Origin of the sequence: Kluyvera intermedia (assembly GCF_034424175.1) — a bacterium.
GTDB classification, from domain to species: domain Bacteria; phylum Pseudomonadota; class Gammaproteobacteria; order Enterobacterales; family Enterobacteriaceae; genus Kluyvera; species Kluyvera intermedia.
In genome coordinates this window covers 1563936-1582124 of sequence record NZ_CP139986.1, presented here as the reverse complement: position 1 = coordinate 1582124, position 18189 = coordinate 1563936, and the positions used below count along the sequence as shown (strand labels likewise).

Genomic DNA, 18189 nt, shown 5'->3' with positions numbered 1-18189 from the left:
AGTCGCCTTTAGTTATCGTCTTTACCTTATAAATCTGGAGGGGTTTTTCCCTCTTCAATAAACTCTTCGTCCAGTGCTTCAGCGTTACCCGCATGATCTCGACCGGAGAACAGGTTCCAACAGGCGAGGAAAAGGGCCGCAATTAGTGGGCCGATGACAAAACCGTTGATGCCGTAGATTTCCATACCGCCAAGGGTCGAAATCAGAATCAGGTAGTCAGGCATCTTGGTATCTTTCCCCACCAGCAGCGGGCGCAGGATATTGTCCACGACGCCGACAATAATCACGAAGAAACCAACAATAAACAGCCCCTGCCACAGTTGCTGTGTTGCAAAGAGGAATATAGCTGCCGGCACCCAGATAATCGCCGAGCCCACGGCGGGCACCAGAGAGAGGAATGCCATCAATACGCCCCACAAGATACTGCCGTCGATACCGACTATCGCAAAGGCAATACCGCCGAGTGTCCCCTGAACCGCCGCCACAACTGCCGTGCCTTTTACCGTGGCGCGCGTGACGCCGACAAACTTGCTAAACAGGTGCTGTTTAGCAAAATCAGAAAGCGGCAATGAATCCAGAATCTGGCGCACCAGGTACGGCCCATCTTTAAGCAGGAAAAACAGCAGATACAACATAATGCCGAAGCTGATGGCAAAACCAAATGTCCCTTTACCGATCAGGAACGCACTACCCGCAAGATACTGACCGCCCTGTAAGGCAAATTCCGACAGTTTTTTCTGGATTTGCGTTGCACTATCAAGGTTATGCTCAATCAGAAATCCTTTCGCCCAGCGCGGGAGATGGGAAAAAATACTCGAGACAACCTCCGGGAACCTCAAGGTGTTTTGTTGCAGCTTGGTGTCCAGTACGCTGAGTTCAACCGCCAGTGATGATAGAATCGCCATCAACGGAATAAATACAATCAGGCAAATAATGCCAATGGTCAGTAGTGACGCCAGCCCATTGCGATCGCCCAACGCACTACGTATTTTATTTTTTACCGGGTTAAAGACGACAGTGAGTATCGCCGCCCACAAAATGGCGGAGAAGTAAGGTGATAGCACATCAAAAAAAGCCCAGGTCACGAGGGCAAGTATTAATACAAAGAAGCCTTTGGTCAGTCCGTTAAAGCGCATTGATGGATCCTGTTACGTAGAAACTGTGTTCGACTATAGAGGCGTTTTATAGATTTACCAACCTGCGACAGGAAGTTTCAGAAACAGACACACCGGTTTATCACTGCACCTTCAGCACCTGTACGCTGGTGATAGGCATACACGTGTCATATGAATATACTGATGCCCCTAACAATGAAAAAAATTCATCACGATTATATTAATAAAATTCAGAAGGTTTTCATTTTATGTCTGATAAACACTGGTCCCGGATGGAGTACCTTCATCAAACGGTGACTAACCCTAACATTCATCTCAAAGGTACCCACAGTTATTATAGCGACTGCTGGGATAACGGTTTTGAGCATTCGGTCGTGCGGTATTTACTCGGCGATCGGGTCAGTCGAGAGTGGCAACCGCTTGGCAAACTTGATCAACTCATTATCGGAAATTTCGTCTGCATTGGCGCTGAATGCGTAATCCTTATGGGCGGAAACAGTACGCATCGCATGGATTGGATTAGCCTTTATCCTTTCATGGAATCCATACAAGAAGCCTACCAGCCTCGCGGCGATACCCTGCTTGGGGACGGTTGTTGGTTGGGGATGCGGGCGATGATCATGCCCGGTGTCGTGATTGGCGAAGGCGCGGTAGTGGCGGCAGGTTCCGTGGTAACAAAAGATGTCCCACCCTACGCGGTCGTCGGTGGTAACCCTGCAAAGTTTATCAAGTTTCGGTTTTCTGAGGACGATATTGCCAGAATTACGGCGCTGAAACTGTACGAGCACCCGGAAGAATTGCTTATCCAATGGCAGCCACTTTTATCCTCCGGCGATATCTCAGCGTTGGAACACAAAGTGGTAAGCATGAGCGATTGTGGAAATATTCGCCCGTGATAAAGTACAGACCTTAATTCAGATACCCCATCACAATGATAACCGATAATAAAAAAACGCACGCGTTCCACTTTTCCCCTTTTCGCAATCTCTTTTTTGCGCGCTTGCTGACGGTATTAGGCAATGGGATTGCCCCCATTGCGCTGGCCTTTGCCGTCCTTGATATTGGCGGGTCTGTCTCTGATTTAGGCATTGTCGTGGCCTCCCGCTCACTCTTTAACGTGATTTTTCTGTTGCTTGGCGGGGTGTTAGCAGATCGTTATTCACGCAGTCGCGTATTGGTCTCTTCTTCCCTGATTGCCGCCGTCTCACAGGCGATTGTTGCCGCTTCCGTACTTGATGGCTCAGCGACGGTATTGAGTCTGGCCTTGCTGGGTGTCGTTAACGGCGCGGCTGCGGGTATCGCATTACCCGCCTCCTCGGCGCTGGTACCTCAAACGGTTCCTGCGCAGAATTTGCGCGAGGCCAATGCGTTAATCCAGCTCGGTATTTATAGCGGCACGGTCATCGGCGCCTCGCTGGGCGGGATATTAATCAGCGCGGTCGGCCCCGGTTGGGGGCTGGCGATTGATGCGCTGGGCTTTGCTGCCGCCGCACCGTTGTATTTCTTGATTCGTATCGGCTCTATCCAGGCTGATTCATCGCAAAGCCATATCCTGCAAGACCTCAAAGAGGGCTGGCATGAATTCGCCAGCCGGGCCTGGGTATGGTCGATTGTGGTTCAATTTACCATTATTAATGCCGCCTTCAGCGGTCTGGTGATGGTACTTGGCCCGGTGATTGCGGATGCCTCTTTCGGGCGAGCCAACTGGGGGATCATTATTGCCGCACAAAGTGTCGGCCTCATAGCCGGGTCTTTCCTGGCGCTGCGCTGGCGTCCACGCCGCGATCTTTTTATCGGTGCCATGCTGGTTGCCCTCTGCGCAGTGCCTATTTTCCTGCTCAGCCTGCCGGCGTCAGCACCGTGGCTTATGGCCGCATTTTTTATGGCCGGTGTCGCTTTCGGACTCTTCGGCGTGTCGTGGGCACATTCGCTACAAACGCATATCCCACCTGAAAAACTGGCGCGCGTGTACGCCTATGATGCCGTAGGTTCGTTTGTGGCGATTCCTTTTGGTGAGTTGGTCGCAGGCCCACTTGCGGCGCATTACGGTAGCCACCATGTTCTGATGGTTGCCGCCATGGCCGTCGTCATCGCTACCGCCGGTGTTTGCCTGGTGCCGGCTATCAGGCAACTTGATAATTCCTCAAGAATCAAAACACACGTTCTTTAACCTTGCCGAAATCGGCAGCCCCCGAGCGTGCAGCCCGGAACGTTCGTCGTTAAAAACTTTCTCACTTTAAAACCGATCATGAAAATGGCTCATGTTGTAATGAAATTAAGTCGCTTTCACTCATCCACTCGCTCTGGCATAAATACATCATATTAACTTGTTGGCAACATGAAAAACCGTGAACCACGGAGCATTAATTCATTTTGAATCAATAAGTAACACTAATTTCATGCTGGCACGGGGATGCAAGATCACGATGAATACAGATTTTACATTTAAGATTTCACGCAGTATTTTCGATGAAAATTATAACCCTTCTGAAAATACCCGAATCACCACCAACTTTGCCAATTTAGCCCGTGGCAAGAACCGCCAGGAGAACCTGCGCAACACATTGGTGATGATAGATAACCGCTTTAATACGCTGGCACATTGGGACAATCCAAAAGGCGACCGTTATTCTGTCGAGCTGGAAATCATCTCCGTTGAGATGAGCATTGCAGATAATGCTGACGCGTTCCCGGCGATCGAAATACTCAAAACCAATATCATTGATAAAAAAACCAATGAGCGTCTTGAAGGTATTGTGGGGAATAACTTCTCCTCTTACGTACGTGATTATGACTTCAGCGTATTATTGTTAGATCACAATAAAAACCAGCCTGAATTCAGCATTCCGGACAGTTTTGGTGAATTGCATGGCAATATCTTTAAGCATTTCGTCCAGTCAACGGAATACAAGAAAAGCTTTAACAAACCGCCAGTGATTTGTCTGAGCATTTCCAATAAAAACAACTATGAACAAACCGGCAATCGACATCCGGTACTCGGTATCGAATATCAGCAGCACGGTTCTTCATTGACTGAAAAATACTTCAATAAAATGGGCTTACGGGTTCGTTACTTTATGCCTAAAAACAGCGTGGCGCCGTTAGCCTTCTACTTCTCAGGTGATTTATTGAGTGATTATACCGATCTCGAACTGATCGGGACGATCAGCACCATGGAGACGTTCCAGAAGATTTACCGGCCTGAGATTTATAATGCGAACTCTGCGGCAGGACAATACTTCCAGCCGAATCTTAATCACCAGGATCATTCATTAACCAAGATTGTTTATGACCGTGAAGAACGTAGTCAATTAGCAATTGAACAGGGCAAATTTACGGAAGAGCACTTTATCAAACCCTATAAGCATATTCTTGAACAGTGGTCTGCTCAGTACGCTATTTGATTAAACCAGAATATAAGGTCAGTTATTATGAAAACATTACTTCCAACGTCTACTGCGGGCAGCCTGCCAAAACCGTCATGGCTTGCACAACCGGAAACGCTATGGTCTCCGTGGAAACTGCAAAACGAAGCGTTAATTGAGGGGAAACAGGACGCCCTGCGTCTGTCTCTGGCAGAGCAGCTTCAGGCCGGTATTGATATCGTTAGCGACGGTGAGCAAACTCGCCAACACTTTGTCACCACGTTTATTGAGCACTTAAGCGGCGTCGATTTTGAAAAGCGCGAGACCGTAAGAATTCGTAATCGTTATGACGCCAGCGTACCAACGGTAGTTAGCGCCGTTGAGCGTCAAAAACCGGTGTTTGTTGAAGATGCAAAATTCCTGCGCCAGCTCACGAAGCAGCCGATTAAATGGGCACTGCCGGGGCCGATGACCATGATCGATACCCTTTATGATAACCATTATAAAAGTCGTGAGAAACTGGCCTGGGAATTTGCCAAAATTCTCAACCAGGAAGCCAGGGAATTAGAAGCGGCGGGCGTGGATATTATCCAGTTTGATGAACCAGCTTTTAACGTCTTCTTTGATGAAGTGAACGACTGGGGTATTGCCGCATTAGAAAGAGCCGTCGAAGGACTGAAGTGCGAAACGGCGGTGCATATTTGTTATGGCTACGGGATTAAAGCTAACACCGACTGGAAAAAGACGCTGGGTTCAGAGTGGCGCCAATATGAAGAGGCGTTCCCTAAACTGCAACAGTCCTCAATCGATATCATCTCACTGGAATGCCATAACTCACGTGTTCCGATGGACTTGCTGGAATTGATCCGTGGTAAAAAGGTGATGGTTGGGGCGATTGACGTGGCTAACCATGCTATTGAAACCGCAGAGGAAGTTGCCGATACGCTACGTAAAGCCCTGCAGTTTGTCGATGCCGATAAACTCTATCCGTCAACCAACTGCGGCATGGCGCCATTGCCTCGTCAGGTGGCTCGCGGGAAACTGAATGCGTTAAGTGCAGGTGCTGAGATTATTCGCAAAGAGTTGCTGGCAAAATAACCGCGTCATAGTGAATGACCTGACGGTGTGTCGGTCTGCTGCAATCATAACTAAAGCCGCCAATTAGGCGGCTTTATATCGTTTTACTCATCAAGACTAATTCTTTTTGTAGGCTGAAGCTCTGATAACCTCACTCGTTGTCCAGTATGAAGGAGCGCTATCTGGGTCAATAACGACAAATTGAGCACCCACTTTTGCTGCATTATCCAACACTTCATTCATCGCATTTTGATAGCCAGTATGGCGAGCAACGCCGGTCAACGTTGATGACCCTGATACGTTGGCAACAAACTGATACCCCTTCGCTTCGTCTTTAGTAATCACCTGGACTCGAGATGCTCTGTCAGACATGCTCGTGGCGCACCCCGCTAACAACACGGATGTCAGCACCAAGGATACCCATTTAATCGGCTTCATTTTTACCCCGTTTTCGCCCATCACATCATTAGTTTCTGAAATAATTATCGCACATTCATTCAGGCACAGATCCCAATGCTAAGCAGATAAAGCCTCTTCCCTATAAAAAAACCGCCGATAAAATCGGCGGTTTCTTCATTACGATAAATACCCGTTACATCAGCGGCATCGCTTTCTGCACGATATCAATCAGCGGTTGCGGGTAAATACCCAGCACCAGCACTAACAGTGCAGAAATCAGCACAACAATACCGCCTGCGCTGTACTGCCAGTTCGACGGTGCATCGCGGTTCGGTTTTTCCGGCGCGCTCAGGTACAGGCTCACGGCCACGCGCAGGTAGTAGTACAAACCAATCGCGGAACCGACAACCACGGCACCGACCAGCCACCACAGGTGTGCTTGTACGCCGACGGCCAGTACGTAGAACTTACCGATAAAGCCCAGCGTCATCGGGATACCGGCCAGAGACAGCATCATCACGGTCATTACGGCAGCCAGAATCGGACGGTGCCAGAACAGACCACGGTAGGCGAACAGTGATTCTGCATCCGGGCCACGATATGGGCTGGACATCAGGCTCACTACGCCAAACGCGCCGAGGCTGCTGAACAGATAACCGGCCAGGTAAACACCGACGGTTTCCATCGACATCTCACCGCTGTGCAGAGCAATCAGTGCTACCAGCAGGTAGCCAAGGTGAGAGATTGAGGAGTAACCGAGCAGACGCTTGATATTGGTCTGGCTTAGCGCCATCAGGTTACCGAAGATAATGGAAGCAAAGGCGATGAGGCCCAGCACCACGCGTACCGCTTCGCTGTCGCCGACTGGCGCATACAGGAACAGACGCATCACCACGCCGAAGATGGCAATCTTGCTGGCAGTGGCCAGGAAGGTTGAAACCGGCGCAGGCGCACCCTGATAAACGTCCGGCGTCCACAGGTGGAAAGGCACCAGCGAAAGCTTGAAGCCAAGGCCAACAATCATCATACCCAGACCTGCCAGCAGCAGCGGTTCGTGCAGCATGTTATCGCCAAGGCTCTTACCGAGCGCGACGAAAGACAGGTTGCCGGACTGCGCATACAGCAGCGCCATACCAAACAGCAGGAATGACGAAGCGGCTGCGGACAAAATGGTGTACTTGATGCTCGCTTCCAGTGACCGTTTCTGGCGGAAGGCATAGCCCACCAGCCCGAACAGCGGCAGGGAAATCAGCTCAATACCGAGGAACAGCGCCGCCAGATGGTTAGCGTTCGCCAGCAGAATGCCACCTAAGGACGCAATCAGCACCAGCAGGTAGAACTCTTCCTTGTTATCGGTATAACCCTCAAGCCACGGATAAGCAAAAGTACAGGTGGCAAGACTCGCCAGCAGCACCAGCCCGGTGTAGAACATGGCGTAGGCATCAACGCGCATCAGCGGCGTCACGTCCATCGCGCCCGCCTGACCGACGAACCAGAGTGAGACCAGTGCAGCGTTAAGCCCAAGCACCGACAACGTGGCATTGAGGAAGTGATTGCGTCGCCACGCAATGGAGAGCATCACAACCACCACCGTCAAGCCGACGATCAGCAGCGGTAATAGCGCGATCAGTTGTTGTGGAGTTATTGTCATGGCGAATTACGGCCTTGTAGTAGTAACGGAATTAACAAACCACTGCTGGATGTTACTCATCGCAGAATGTGACGTGTCCAGAATCGGCTGAGGGAAGAAGCCCAACAGTACCAGAAGCACGACCAGCAACAGGACGATAAACAGTTCACGCAGCGACATCCCTGGCAGTTCTTTTGCAGCAATCTCAGTCTTCGCTTTACCGAAGTAAGCGCGATGCAGCATTGCCAACGAGTACACGGAGGCAAAGACCAGACCGAAAGTGGAAATGACGGTAATCATCGGTACCACTTTGTAGCTGCCGAACAGAATCATAAATTCGCCAACGAAGTTACCGGTGCCCGGCATCCCCAGCGTACAGACTGCGAAGAACATTGAGAGTGCTGGCAGCCATTTGATTTTGCTCCACAGACCGCCCATCTGGCGCATATCACGGGTATGCAGACGCTCGTACAGCTGACCACACAGAATGAACAGACCGGCGGCCGACAGACCGTGTGCGATCATCTGAATCACTGCTCCCTGGTACGCCAGCTGGCTGCCGGTGTAGATAGCAATCAGCACGAAGCCCATGTGCGACACGGAGGTGTAAGCAATCAGACGTTTGATGTCGTACTGGGTAAACGCCATCCACGCGCCGTAGAAGATACCGATAACACCCAGCCACATCGCGATTGGCGCGAACTCAGCGGACGCGTTCGGGAACAGCGGCAGCGCAAAGCGCAGCAGGCCGTAGGCCGCGGTTTTCAGCAAGATACCGGCCAGGTCAACAGAACCCGCAGTTGGAGCCTGGGAGTGCGCGTCTGGCAACCAGCCGTGCAATGGCACCACCGGCATTTTCACCGCGAAGGCGATGAAGAAGCCCAGCATCAGCAGATATTCCACGCCGTGCGACATTGGCGTTTTCAGCAGGTCTTCATAGTTGAAGGTCCACACGCCGGTTGCGCTGTGATGGACAAACACCAGCCCCAGAATGGCAATCAGCATCACCAGACCACTCGCCTGGGTGTAGATGAAGAACTTGGTTGCCGCCGTGATACGCGTTTTACCGTCAGAGGCTTTATGGCCCCAGAGCGCGATCAGGAAGTACATCGGCACCAGCATCATCTCCCAGAAGAAGAAGAACAGGAACATGTCGATGGCCAGGAACACGCCGATAACGCCGCCCAGGATCCACATCAGGTTGAGGTGGAAGAAGCCCTGGTACTTCTGGATTTCACGCCAGGAACAGAGCACCGCCAGCACGCCCAACAGCCCGGTCAACACCACCATCAGCAACGACAGACCGTCTAATGCCAGATGGACAGAGATACCAAAGCGTGGGATCCACGGCAGGATAAACTCAGACTGCCACTGCGGCAGGCCGGTGGATTGTGTGAGCGAGTAGCCACCCTGCAACCACAGTTGCAAAGACAGCGCCAGCGTCAGTCCCATGGTGATCAACGCTATCCAGCGCGGCATCTTCACGCCAAAGCGTTCAGTCTGCCAGCAGAGGAAACCGCCGATAAAGGGAATCAGTATTAGCCAGGGTAATAACATGGCAATTCATTTCCTTATTCATCTATCCGGTGGCGAAACGCCCGCCGGAACAGGAAAACAGCACGACATTTTCATGGGGAGGAAAACCCTCCCCAACGAATTAACGCAACACCATCAACAACACCAGTACCACCACGGCACCAATGCTCATTGACGCAACATACCAGCGCAGATAGCCATTCTCGCTCATCACAAGGCCCTTGCCTGCGAAGCGGGAGAGGATAGCCGGAATGTTCATCAGCGCATTGAGCGGGTCGCTTTTCAGCAGCCAGGCAATGCCGAGGAATGGCTTAACAAACACTTTGTCGTACAGCCAATCGAAGCCCCAGGCGTTGTACCACCAAGTGCCTAGCAGACGACCCGGCGCGCTGTTGGCGATAGACGTCACAAGCGTACGTTTACCCAGCCACAGCCATGCCGCAATCAGGATGCCCGCAATCGCCACCACGCCCGAGGTGATTTCCAACGTCAGTACACGACCGTGCTCAAGCTCGGTGGTAGACGGCAGAACACCCTGCAACGGTGGCACGATCAGCGCGCCGATAAAGGTCGACAGGATCATCAGCACAATCAGCGGCAGGTGGTGAGTAATCCCCTTCCCTGCATGCGCTTGGATCTGCTCTTTACCGTGGAAGACGATGAAGATCATTCGGAAGGTATACAGGGAGGTCATAAATGCACCGACCAGACCTGCAACCATCAGATTGATATGACCGTTTGCCATCGCCCCGGCTAAGATCTCATCTTTACTGAAGAAGCCTGCGGTAATCAGCGGCAGCGCGGAGAGCGCAGCACCACCAATCAGGAAGCTTGCATACACCAGCGGAATTGACTTACGCAGGCCACCCATCTTGAAGATGTTCTGTTCGTGGTGACAGGCCAGGATAACCGAGCCGGATGCCAGGAACAGCAGCGCTTTGAAGAACGCATGCGTCATCAGGTGGAAAATCGCCGCATCCCACGCCTGTACGCCCAGCGCCAGGAACATGTAACCAATCTGGCTCATGGTGGAATACGCGAGTACGCGTTTGATATCGGTCTGTACCAGCGCGGCAAAGCCTGCCAGCACCAGCGTAATTGCACCGATAATCCCGACCAGATGCAGCACTTCCGGCGTCAGCAGGAACAGGCCGTGAGTACGTGCGATCAGATAGACACCGGCGGTCACCATCGTTGCGGCGTGGATCAGCGCGGAGACAGGCGTCGGGCCGGCCATCGCATCAGCAAGCCAGGTCTGTAACGGCAGCTGTGCCGATTTACCAACCGCACCGCCTAACAGCATCAGGGTTGCCCACATCAGCATGTCGTTGCCTGCGGCAAAGTGCGCTGGCGCCAGTTCAACCATTTCACGGAAGTTCAGCGTGCCCAACTCGTTGTAGAGAATGAACAGCGCAAACGCCAGGAATACGTCACCGACACGGGTCACCACGAAGGCTTTCATGGCAGCGGCACCGTTCTTCGGATCGGTATAGTAGAAACCGATCAGCAGATAGGAGCAAAGACCCACGCCTTCCCAGCCGAGGTACATCAGCAGCAGGTTGTCCGCCAGTACCAGAATCACCATGCTGGCGATAAACAGGTTGGTATAAGCGAAGAAGCGGGAGTATCCCTCTTCACCGCGCATGTACCAGGAGGCAAACATGTGGATCAGGAAGCCAACACCGGTGACCACGGAAAGCATGGTCAGCGACAGGCCGTCCAGCACCAGGTTGAAGCCGATGTTGAAGTCACCGACGGACATCCACGTCCACAGCGGCTGGCTAAACGCCTGCTTGCCGCCCGCGAAGAAATCCATGCCGACAAACGCCGTCACCAGCGCAGACAGACCAATCGACCCCATCCCGATAGTGGCGGACAGATTTTCTGACCAGCGCCCACGAGAGAAGGCAAGCAGCACAAAGCCAATCAAAGGGAAAATAATGGTTAAGGCAAGCATGTTCATCCGCGCAACTCACTTACTGAATCGATGTTCAGGTTCTGGCGGCGACGATGGAGCTGCAACAGCAGCGCCAGGCCAATACTCGCTTCCGCAGCCGCAAGGGTAATGGCGAGGATATACATTACCTGACCATCGGTCTGGCCCCAGTAGCTGCCGGCGACCACGAAGGCCAACGCGGCGGCGTTAATCATGATTTCCAGCCCAATCAGCATAAACAGCAGATTACGACGGATAACCAGACCGGTCAGTCCAAGCACGAATAAAATCGCGGCGAGGATCAGCCCATGTTGTAAAGGAATCATGCGCGTTCCTCCGTTTTCCTTTTCGCGCTATCGCCTGCGCGATTGCTCAGCACTTCACCCGGACGGTCTTCACGACCGAGGTGGAAGGCCACAACCAGACCCGCCAGCAGCAGCATAGAGGCAAGCTCAACTGCCAGGACGTATGGCCCGAACAGGGCGATGCCCACTTCTTTTGCGCTGATCGCGTTGCCGTCAATGCCCTGGTCGTTAATGCCGAGAATGGCGTAAACCATTACCGCCAGCAGCACGGCGGACAAAATCGCCGGGCCAATCCAGATTTGCGGTTTCAGCCACTGACGTTCCTGGGCGATTTCAGCGCCGCCCAGGTTCAGCATCATTACCACGAAGACGAACAGCACCATGATGGCACCCGCGTAAACGATGATCTCCAGCGCACCGGCGAAGTAAGCGCCCAGCGAGAAGAACACCCCGGCAATAGCCAGCAGCGAGATGATCAGATACAGCAGTGCGTGTACCGGGTTAGTGTGCGTAATCACTCGCAGCGTCGCGAGGACAGCAACAAGGCCACAGATATAAAAAGCGAATTCCATTGCCCCTCTCCTTACGGTAACAGGCTCTTGACGTCGATAGGCTTAGCTTCGTTCTGCGCTTCGCCCTTATCTTTGCCGTCGATTGCCATACCCGCCATCCGGTAGAAGTTATATTCCGGGTATTTGCCCGGACCGGAAATCAGCAGATCCTCTTTTTCGTACACCAGATCCTGACGCTTGTATTCACCCAGTTCGAAGTCTGGGGTCAACTGAATCGCCGTGGTTGGGCACGCTTCTTCACACATGCCGCAGAAGATGCAGCGTGAGAAGTTGATGCGGAAAAACTCCGGATACCAGCGGCCATCTTTGGTCTCTGCTTTTTGCAAAGAGATACAGCCGACCGGGCAAGCTACCGCACACAGGTTACAGGCAACGCAGCGCTCTTCGCCGTCCGGGTCGCGTGTTAACACGATACGGCCACGATAGCGTGGTGGCAGGTAGACCGGCTCTTCCGGGTACATTTGCGTTTCGCGTTTGGCGAACGCATGCAGGCCGATCATCCAGATACTGCGTACCTGGGTGCCGAAACCTACGATAATTTCTTTTAAGGTCATGGTCTCATCGCCCCTTATGGCTGCTGCCAGAGAATGACAGCCGCCGTTACCAGCAAGTTGATTAGCGTCAGCGGCAGGCATACTTTCCAGCCAAACGACATTACCTGGTCATAACGCGGACGCGGTAATGAGGCGCGAATCAAAATGAACATCATCATGAAGAACGCGGTTTTCAGCGCGAACCAGATGAATGGCGGTAAGAACGGGCCTTGCCAGCCACCGAAGAACAAGGTCACGATCAGCGCCGACACGGTAACAATACCGATGTATTCGCCGACGAAGAACAGACCGAACTTCATGCCTGAGTATTCAATGTGGTAACCATCGGCCAGTTCCTGCTCAGCTTCCGGTTGGTCAAACGGGTGACGGTGACATACCGCTACGCCCGCAATCGCAAAGGTCACAAAGCCAAAGAACTGCGGGATAACGTTCCACAAATGTTCCTGGTTGTTGACGATGTCGGTCATGTTGAATGAACCGGCCTGCGCCACCACGCCCATCAGGGACAAACCGAGGAATACTTCGTAGCTCAGGGTCTGAGCAGAAGCACGCATCGCACCCAGCAGAGAGTATTTGTTGTTACTCGACCAGCCAGCAAACAGCACCGCGTACACCGCGAGGCCTGCCATCATCAGGAAGAACAAGATCCCGATGTTGAGGTCGGCAACTACCCAGCTTGGGCTGACCGGCACAATTGCAAAGGCCAGCAGCAACGAGGTGAAAGCGATAACCGGTGCCAACGTAAAGATCATGCGGTCCGAGAATTTCGGCACCCAGTCCTCTTTAAAGAACATTTTGATCATGTCAGCAACCAGCTGGAGCGACCCGCCCCAGCCTACACGGTTCGGCCCATAACGGTTCTGGAACAGGCCCAGGAGGCGACGTTCGCCGAAGCTCATGAACGCCCCGCAGGTCACGACCACCAGCAGGATGACCACGGCTTTGATGATGCTAATCAGGATATCAATCAGATCCGGCGTTAACCAACTCATTGCTGTGCCTCCTGCAGATTTTCAAGACGCGCACCCGCCAGCACCGGCGCAATACCCGGCATGCCCATCGGCAAGCCAACCTGCCCTGCGACCAGCCCACTGGAAATCACCAGCGGCAGCGTGACCGTCTGACCATCGTAGCTAAACGCCATCGTCGCACCCGCATTTACGCCAAGCGCCGCGGCATCTGCCGGGTTGAGCTTGAGGTAAGGCTGCGGCATACGCGTCTGGAACACCGGTGCGCGCTGTGACATTTCGTCGCTACCAAACAGATGGTAGTACGGCGCCACACGCCATTTCCCGGCTTCAGCCTGGAAGCTTTCCGGCACGGTGGTGAAGTAATTCAGACCGTTTTCGGAAGGCTCAATCAGACGTACGCCCGGATCGCCGTGACGTAGTTTGCCGCCCACTTCAGCCTGGAACTTGTTCCATGCCTGCGGGGAGTTCCAGCCCGGAGCCCATGCGAATGGGATCTGCGAGCGTGGTGCTTCCGGTTGGTTGTTCCCTTCCATTGAGAAGGCGAACATGGTGTCTTTATCCTGCGGCTGACGCGGTTCATGCACGCTCAGGTTTGCGCGCATTGCCGTACGGCCACTGTAACGGTGCGGTTCACGCGCCAGTTTCTGACCGCGAATACGGAATGAAGCATCCGGCGCCGCATCTTTGATCCCTGCCAGCTGCGGCAGTGCAGCAACGGCGGCGTCAATGACGTCATCCAGCTGTGTCCAGTCAACCTGACGGCTTTCCAGCGTGCTGTGCAATGAGTGCAGCCAGCGCCAGCTTTCAAGCATGACGGTTTTGCTGTCGTAGTAGCTTGGGTCATACACCTGGAAGAAGCGCTGCGCGCGGCCTTCGTTGTTGATGACCGTACCGTCGCTTTCCGCAAAACTCGCCGCCGACAGCACCAGATGCGCATGTTCCATAATCGCCGTACGCTGATGGTCAATAACCATCACCAGCGGCGCTTTATCCAGCGCAGCGTTAACGCGGCTGGCAGAGGCATGACGGTGCAGATCGTTTTCCAACACGATAACCGCGTCTGCGGCACCGCTTTCCAGCTCGTCGAGCGCGTCATCAAGCGAACCACCACCAATCATGCCGAGGCCAACGCTGTTTACCGCACGGGCAATCATCGTCACGCCAACGTCAGCGCCGCGCGCTTTCAGCGCTTTCGCTACGTTAGCCGCCGCCTGAATCACCTCTGCGCTACCGGCATTGGTGCCGGAAACAATCAGCGGTTTTTTCGCACCAGACAGCGCCTGGACGATAACGTCGATTTTGCCTTGCAGGTCGCGGTCAATGCCGTCAACTGCCGGTGCGTTGTTATCCAGTGCATGGGCTATCGCAAAGCCTAAACGCGCCTGGTCTTCTACCGGAGCGCGGTAAGTCCACGCGGCGATATCGTCCAGACGGGTGTCGTCAACGTTGGTCACAAACAGCGGATGTTTAGCACGCTGGCCGATGTTGAGGATCGCCGCAATCTGCCAGTCAGCCACTTTCTGGGCCGCGGCCATTTCACGTGCTTTGCCTTTCACCGCCTGACGAACCGCCAGCGCAACGCGTGCGCCGGTCTGGGTAATGTCTTCGCCCAACACCAGTACCGCATCGTAAGATTCAATGTCACGTAGTGCAGGCGTATGGATGCCGCCTTCACGCAGCACTTTCAGTGCCAGTTGCAGACGTTCCTGCTCGCCTTTGGCGATACCGGTATAGAAGTTATCCGCGCCCACTAATTCACGCAGCGCGAAGTTGCTTTCCACGCTGGCGCGCGGAGAACCAATACCAATCACTTTCTTCGACTGACGCAGAATATCCGCCGCGCCCTGCATCGCCTGTTCAGCGTTGAGGGTGATGAGGTCGCTACCACGACGCTGCACCGGCTGACGTGGACGGTCTTTCAGGTTCACGTAGCCATAGCCGAAACGACCACGGTCGCAGAGGAAGTAGTGGTTCACAGTGCCGTTGTAACGGTTTTCGATACGGCGCAGTTCACCATAACGTTCGCCCGGGCTGGTGTTACAGCCAATGGAACACTGCTGGCAGATGCTTGGCGCAAACTGCATGTCCCATTTACGGTTATAACGCTCGGAGTGCGTTTTGTCGGTGAAGACGCCGGTCGGGCAGATTTCCACCAGGTTACCGGAGAATTCGCTTTCAAGCGTACCGTCTTCCGGACGACCGAAGTAGACGTTGTCGTGCGCGCCATACACACCAAGATCGGTGCCGTCAGCGTAGTCTTTGTAATAACGCACACAGCGGTAGCAAGCGATGCAGCGGTTCATTTCGTGAGAGATGAACGGCCCCAGGTCCTGGTTGCGGTGGGTACGCTTAGTAAAGCGATAGCGACGGAAGCTATGGCCGGTCATTACGGTCATATCCTGAAGGTGGCAGTTACCCCCCTCTTCACAGACCGGACAGTCGTGCGGGTGGTTGGTCATCAACCACTCCACCACGCTTTCACGGAACTGCTTCGCTTCTGCGTCGTCGATTGAAATAAAGGTGCCATCGGTTGCCGGGGTCATGCAGGACATGACCAGGCGACCACGCGTGTCTTCCGCGTTTTGATATTGCTTCACCGCACACTGGCGGCAAGCACCGACGCTGCCTAGCGCCGGGTGCCAGCAAAAGTACGGAATATCAAGGCCCATAGTCAGACATGCCTGTAATAGGTTGTCTGCACCATTAACCTCGTATTCTTTGCCGTCTACATGAATCGTAGCCATTAGCGTGCTTCCAGTTGGCTCAGTCGAGACCGAGTATTAATCAAAATTCGTTCCCCTCACCCTAACCCTCTCCCCAAAGGGGAGAGGGAATCGTCCGGTTTTCTCCCTCGCCCCTTTGGGGAGAGGGCCGGGGTGAGGGGTGAAAATCACCAGCGCGTCTTAAGCAGGTTAGGCTGAATCCCATGAATGGCCTGGGTGTTGCTAAACGGCTGCTTAATGCCTGCCTCGAATTCTTCGCGGAAGTATTTAATTGCGCTCTGCAACGGTTCAACCGCACCAGGCGCATGCGCGCAGAAGGTTTTCCCTGGGCCTAAGAATCGACACAGCTGCTCAAGTGTCTCGATATCGCCAGGTTGACCTTCGCCCTTTTCCAGGGCGCGCAGAATCTTCACGCTCCACGGCAGACCGTCGCGGCAAGGTGTGCACCAGCCGCAGGACTCGCGTGCGAAGAACTCTTCCAGATTACGCACCAGCGGCACCATACCGATCTCATGATCGACGGCCATCGCCAGCGCGGTCCCCAGACGGCTACCCGCTTTACCGATGCTTTCGAACTCCATCGGCAGGTCAAGGTGCGCTTCGGTCAGGAAGTCGGTTCCCGCGCCGCCCGGCTGCCAGGCTTTAAACTTCAGGCCATCACGCATGCCGCCAGCGTAGTCTTCCAGAATTTCACGTGCGGTGGTTCCAAACGGCAGCTCCCACAGCCCCGGATTTTTCACGCGACCCGAGAAACCCATCAGCTTGGTGCCAGCATCTTTACTGGCAGAGATGTTCTGATACCACTCGACGCCGTTAGCCAGAATCGCCGGAACGTTACACAGGGTTTCAACGTTGTTGACGCAGGTCGGTTTGCCCCATGCGCCCGAGCTTGCCGGGAACGGCGGCTTGGAACGTGGGTTAGCACGGCGACCTTCCAGGGAGTTAATCAGCGCGGTTTCTTCACCGCAGATATAACGCCCTGCCCCGGTGTGCACGAACAGTTCGAAGTCGAACCCGGTGCCCATGATATTTTTGCCAAGCAGACCCGCTTCGGTCGCTTCCGCAATCGCGCGGCGCAGATGCACCGCCGCTTCAATGTATTCACCGCGCAGGAAGATGTAACCCCGGTACGCTTTGAGCGCGAACGCGGAGATCAGCATGCCTTCCACCAGCAGGTGCGGCAGCTGTTCCATCAACAAACGGTCTTTGTAGGTGCCCGGTTCCATTTCATCGGCGTTACACAGCAGGTAACGGATGTTCATGGATTCGTCTTTTGGCATCAGGCTCCACTTCAGGCCAGTGGAAAAGCCTGCGCCGCCGCGCCCTTTCAGACCAGCGTCTTTTACCTGGTTGACGATTTCATCCGGAGCCAGACCGGTCAGCGCTTTACGCGCACCTTCATAGCCGTTTTTGCTACGGTATTCGTCCAGCCATACCGGCTGTTTGTCATCGCGCAGACGCCAGGTCAGCGGATGCGTTTCGGGTGTACGAATAACGGTTTTCATTATTTATACCGCTCCAGCAGGTCAGGAATGCCTTCCGGGGTCAGATGCGCGTGAGTATCCTCATCGATCATCATGCTCGGCCCTTTATCGCAGTTCCCCAGACAGCAGGTCGGCAGCAGCGTAAAGCGACCGTCGAAGGTCGTCTGCCCCGGTTTGATGTCCAGTTTTTTCTCCAGCGCCGCCTGAATGCCCTGGTAGCCGTTGATGTGGCACACCACGCTGTCGCAGTAGCGGATCACATGACGGCCGACCGGCTGACGGAAGATCTGGCTGTAGAAGGTTGCAACGCCTTCAACATCGCTTGCTGGAATATCCAGCACGGCGGCTATCGCATGGATAGCCCCGTCCGGCACCCAACCGCGCTGCTTCTGAACGATCTTCAGCGCTTCAATGGACGCCGCACGCGGGTCTTCGTAGTGGTGCTTCTCGTGCTCAATGGCTTCACGCTCTACCGCACTCAGCTCAAAGGCCTCGGATTGGGGTTGTTGATTCTCGTGCATA

At 53.9% G+C, this 18189-nt stretch carries 16 protein-coding genes; 4 read left to right on the top strand and 12 right to left on the bottom strand.

Features of this window, described 5'->3' with window-relative positions:
* Window positions 1-26: 26 nt before the first annotated feature.
* Window positions 27-1136, bottom strand: coding sequence for an AI-2E family transporter (locus U0026_RS07640; RefSeq protein WP_062772556.1), 1110 nt, complete (start codon window positions 1134-1136; stop codon window positions 27-29).
* Between the two features lie 227 nt (window positions 1137-1363).
* On the opposite strand from U0026_RS07640, the gene U0026_RS07635 reads away from it, so the two are divergent.
* From U0026_RS07635 to U0026_RS07620, 4 genes are all read left to right on the top strand, one after another.
* The gene (locus tag U0026_RS07635; protein WP_062772559.1) at window positions 1364-2011 is read left to right on the top strand and encodes a CatB-related O-acetyltransferase; all 648 of its coding nucleotides are present in this window, start codon (window positions 1364-1366) and stop codon (window positions 2009-2011) included.
* Between the two features lie 35 nt (window positions 2012-2046).
* Window positions 2047-3285, top strand: a complete 1239-nt coding sequence (locus U0026_RS07630) for an MFS transporter (protein ID WP_062772563.1) — start codon at window positions 2047-2049, stop codon at window positions 3283-3285.
* A 256-nt stretch (window positions 3286-3541) separates the two neighbouring features.
* The gene (locus tag U0026_RS07625; RefSeq protein WP_062772566.1) at window positions 3542-4519 is read left to right on the top strand and encodes a DUF1852 domain-containing protein; all 978 of its coding nucleotides are present in this window, start codon (window positions 3542-3544) and stop codon (window positions 4517-4519) included.
* A 27-nt stretch (window positions 4520-4546) separates the two neighbouring features.
* A complete protein-coding gene (locus tag U0026_RS07620) occupies window positions 4547-5578 on the top strand; it encodes a methionine synthase (RefSeq protein WP_062772570.1) in 1032 nt (343 codons plus the stop codon).
* Between the two features lie 96 nt (window positions 5579-5674).
* Here U0026_RS07620 and U0026_RS07615 read toward each other — a convergent pair whose 3' ends face one another.
* The 11 genes from U0026_RS07615 to nuoE form a co-directional block, all read right to left on the bottom strand.
* Window positions 5675-5995, bottom strand: a complete 321-nt coding sequence (locus U0026_RS07615; RefSeq protein WP_126440664.1) for a hypothetical protein — start codon at window positions 5993-5995, stop codon at window positions 5675-5677.
* Window positions 5996-6149: 154 nt separating this feature from the next.
* The gene (gene nuoN, locus U0026_RS07610) at window positions 6150-7607 is read right to left on the bottom strand and encodes an NADH-quinone oxidoreductase subunit NuoN (RefSeq protein ID WP_062772577.1); all 1458 of its coding nucleotides are present in this window, start codon (window positions 7605-7607) and stop codon (window positions 6150-6152) included.
* A gap of 6 nt (window positions 7608-7613) precedes the next feature.
* Window positions 7614-9143, bottom strand: coding sequence for an NADH-quinone oxidoreductase subunit M (nuoM, locus tag U0026_RS07605; RefSeq protein ID WP_062772580.1), 1530 nt, complete (start codon window positions 9141-9143; stop codon window positions 7614-7616).
* A 100-nt stretch (window positions 9144-9243) separates the two neighbouring features.
* Window positions 9244-11085, bottom strand: coding sequence for an NADH-quinone oxidoreductase subunit L (gene nuoL / locus U0026_RS07600; RefSeq protein WP_062772583.1), 1842 nt, complete (start codon window positions 11083-11085; stop codon window positions 9244-9246).
* Entirely contained in the window at window positions 11082-11384 is a 303-nt protein-coding gene (gene nuoK / locus U0026_RS07595) for an NADH-quinone oxidoreductase subunit NuoK (RefSeq protein WP_035892477.1), read from the bottom strand. Before nuoK ends, nuoL begins: the two co-directional genes overlap by 4 nt.
* Window positions 11381-11935, bottom strand: coding sequence for an NADH-quinone oxidoreductase subunit J (gene nuoJ, locus U0026_RS07590; RefSeq protein ID WP_062772586.1), 555 nt, complete (start codon window positions 11933-11935; stop codon window positions 11381-11383). Before nuoJ ends, nuoK begins: the two co-directional genes overlap by 4 nt.
* An 11-nt stretch (window positions 11936-11946) precedes the next feature.
* Window positions 11947-12489, bottom strand: a complete 543-nt coding sequence (nuoI, locus tag U0026_RS07585; RefSeq protein WP_062772589.1) for an NADH-quinone oxidoreductase subunit NuoI — start codon at window positions 12487-12489, stop codon at window positions 11947-11949.
* Window positions 12490-12503: 14 nt separating this feature from the next.
* A complete protein-coding gene (nuoH, locus tag U0026_RS07580) occupies window positions 12504-13481 on the bottom strand; it encodes an NADH-quinone oxidoreductase subunit NuoH (protein WP_062772592.1) in 978 nt (325 codons plus the stop codon).
* Window positions 13478-16204, bottom strand: a complete 2727-nt coding sequence (gene nuoG / locus U0026_RS07575) for an NADH-quinone oxidoreductase subunit NuoG (protein WP_062772593.1) — start codon at window positions 16202-16204, stop codon at window positions 13478-13480. The genes nuoH and nuoG overlap by 4 nt, the downstream gene beginning before the upstream one ends.
* Before the next feature lie 146 nt (window positions 16205-16350).
* Window positions 16351-17688 carry an NADH-quinone oxidoreductase subunit NuoF gene (gene nuoF, locus U0026_RS07570; protein WP_062772596.1) on the bottom strand — a complete coding sequence of 446 codons (1338 nt, stop codon included), beginning with the start codon at window positions 17686-17688 and terminating at the stop codon, window positions 16351-16353.
* Window positions 17688-18188, bottom strand: coding sequence for an NADH-quinone oxidoreductase subunit NuoE (gene nuoE, locus U0026_RS07565; protein ID WP_062772600.1), 501 nt, complete (start codon window positions 18186-18188; stop codon window positions 17688-17690). Before nuoE ends, nuoF begins: the two co-directional genes overlap by 1 nt.
* Between the last annotated feature and the right edge of the window lies 1 nt (window position 18189).

What these genes read in the sequence shown, in the direction of transcription:
- nuoF (WP_062772596.1), bottom strand. Translation starts at nt 17,688, where the DNA reads ATGAAAACCGTTATTCGTACACCCGAAACGCATCCGCTGACCTGGCGT.
- U0026_RS07625 (WP_062772566.1), top strand. Translation starts at nt 3,542, where the DNA reads ATGAATACAGATTTTACATTTAAGATTTCACGCAGTATTTTCGATGAA.
- U0026_RS07615 (WP_126440664.1), bottom strand. Translation starts at nt 5,995, where the DNA reads ATGAAGCCGATTAAATGGGTATCCTTGGTGCTGACATCCGTGTTGTTA.
- nuoL (WP_062772583.1), bottom strand. Translation starts at nt 11,085, where the DNA reads ATGAACATGCTTGCCTTAACCATTATTTTCCCTTTGATTGGCTTTGTG.
- U0026_RS07635 (WP_062772559.1), top strand. Translation starts at nt 1,364, where the DNA reads ATGTCTGATAAACACTGGTCCCGGATGGAGTACCTTCATCAAACGGTG.
- U0026_RS07630 (WP_062772563.1), top strand. Translation starts at nt 2,047, where the DNA reads ATGATAACCGATAATAAAAAAACGCACGCGTTCCACTTTTCCCCTTTT.
- U0026_RS07640 (WP_062772556.1), bottom strand. Translation starts at nt 1,136, where the DNA reads ATGCGCTTTAACGGACTGACCAAAGGCTTCTTTGTATTAATACTTGCC.
- nuoE (WP_062772600.1), bottom strand. Translation starts at nt 18,188, where the DNA reads ATGCACGAGAATCAACAACCCCAATCCGAGGCCTTTGAGCTGAGTGCG.
- nuoM (WP_062772580.1), bottom strand. Translation starts at nt 9,143, where the DNA reads ATGTTATTACCCTGGCTAATACTGATTCCCTTTATCGGCGGTTTCCTC.
- nuoJ (WP_062772586.1), bottom strand. Translation starts at nt 11,935, where the DNA reads ATGGAATTCGCTTTTTATATCTGTGGCCTTGTTGCTGTCCTCGCGACG.
- nuoK (WP_035892477.1), bottom strand. Translation starts at nt 11,384, where the DNA reads ATGATTCCTTTACAACATGGGCTGATCCTCGCCGCGATTTTATTCGTG.
- nuoI (WP_062772589.1), bottom strand. Translation starts at nt 12,489, where the DNA reads ATGACCTTAAAAGAAATTATCGTAGGTTTCGGCACCCAGGTACGCAGT.
- U0026_RS07620 (WP_062772570.1), top strand. Translation starts at nt 4,547, where the DNA reads ATGAAAACATTACTTCCAACGTCTACTGCGGGCAGCCTGCCAAAACCG.
- nuoH (WP_062772592.1), bottom strand. Translation starts at nt 13,481, where the DNA reads ATGAGTTGGTTAACGCCGGATCTGATTGATATCCTGATTAGCATCATC.
- nuoG (WP_062772593.1), bottom strand. Translation starts at nt 16,204, where the DNA reads ATGGCTACGATTCATGTAGACGGCAAAGAATACGAGGTTAATGGTGCA.
- nuoN (WP_062772577.1), bottom strand. Translation starts at nt 7,607, where the DNA reads ATGACAATAACTCCACAACAACTGATCGCGCTATTACCGCTGCTGATC.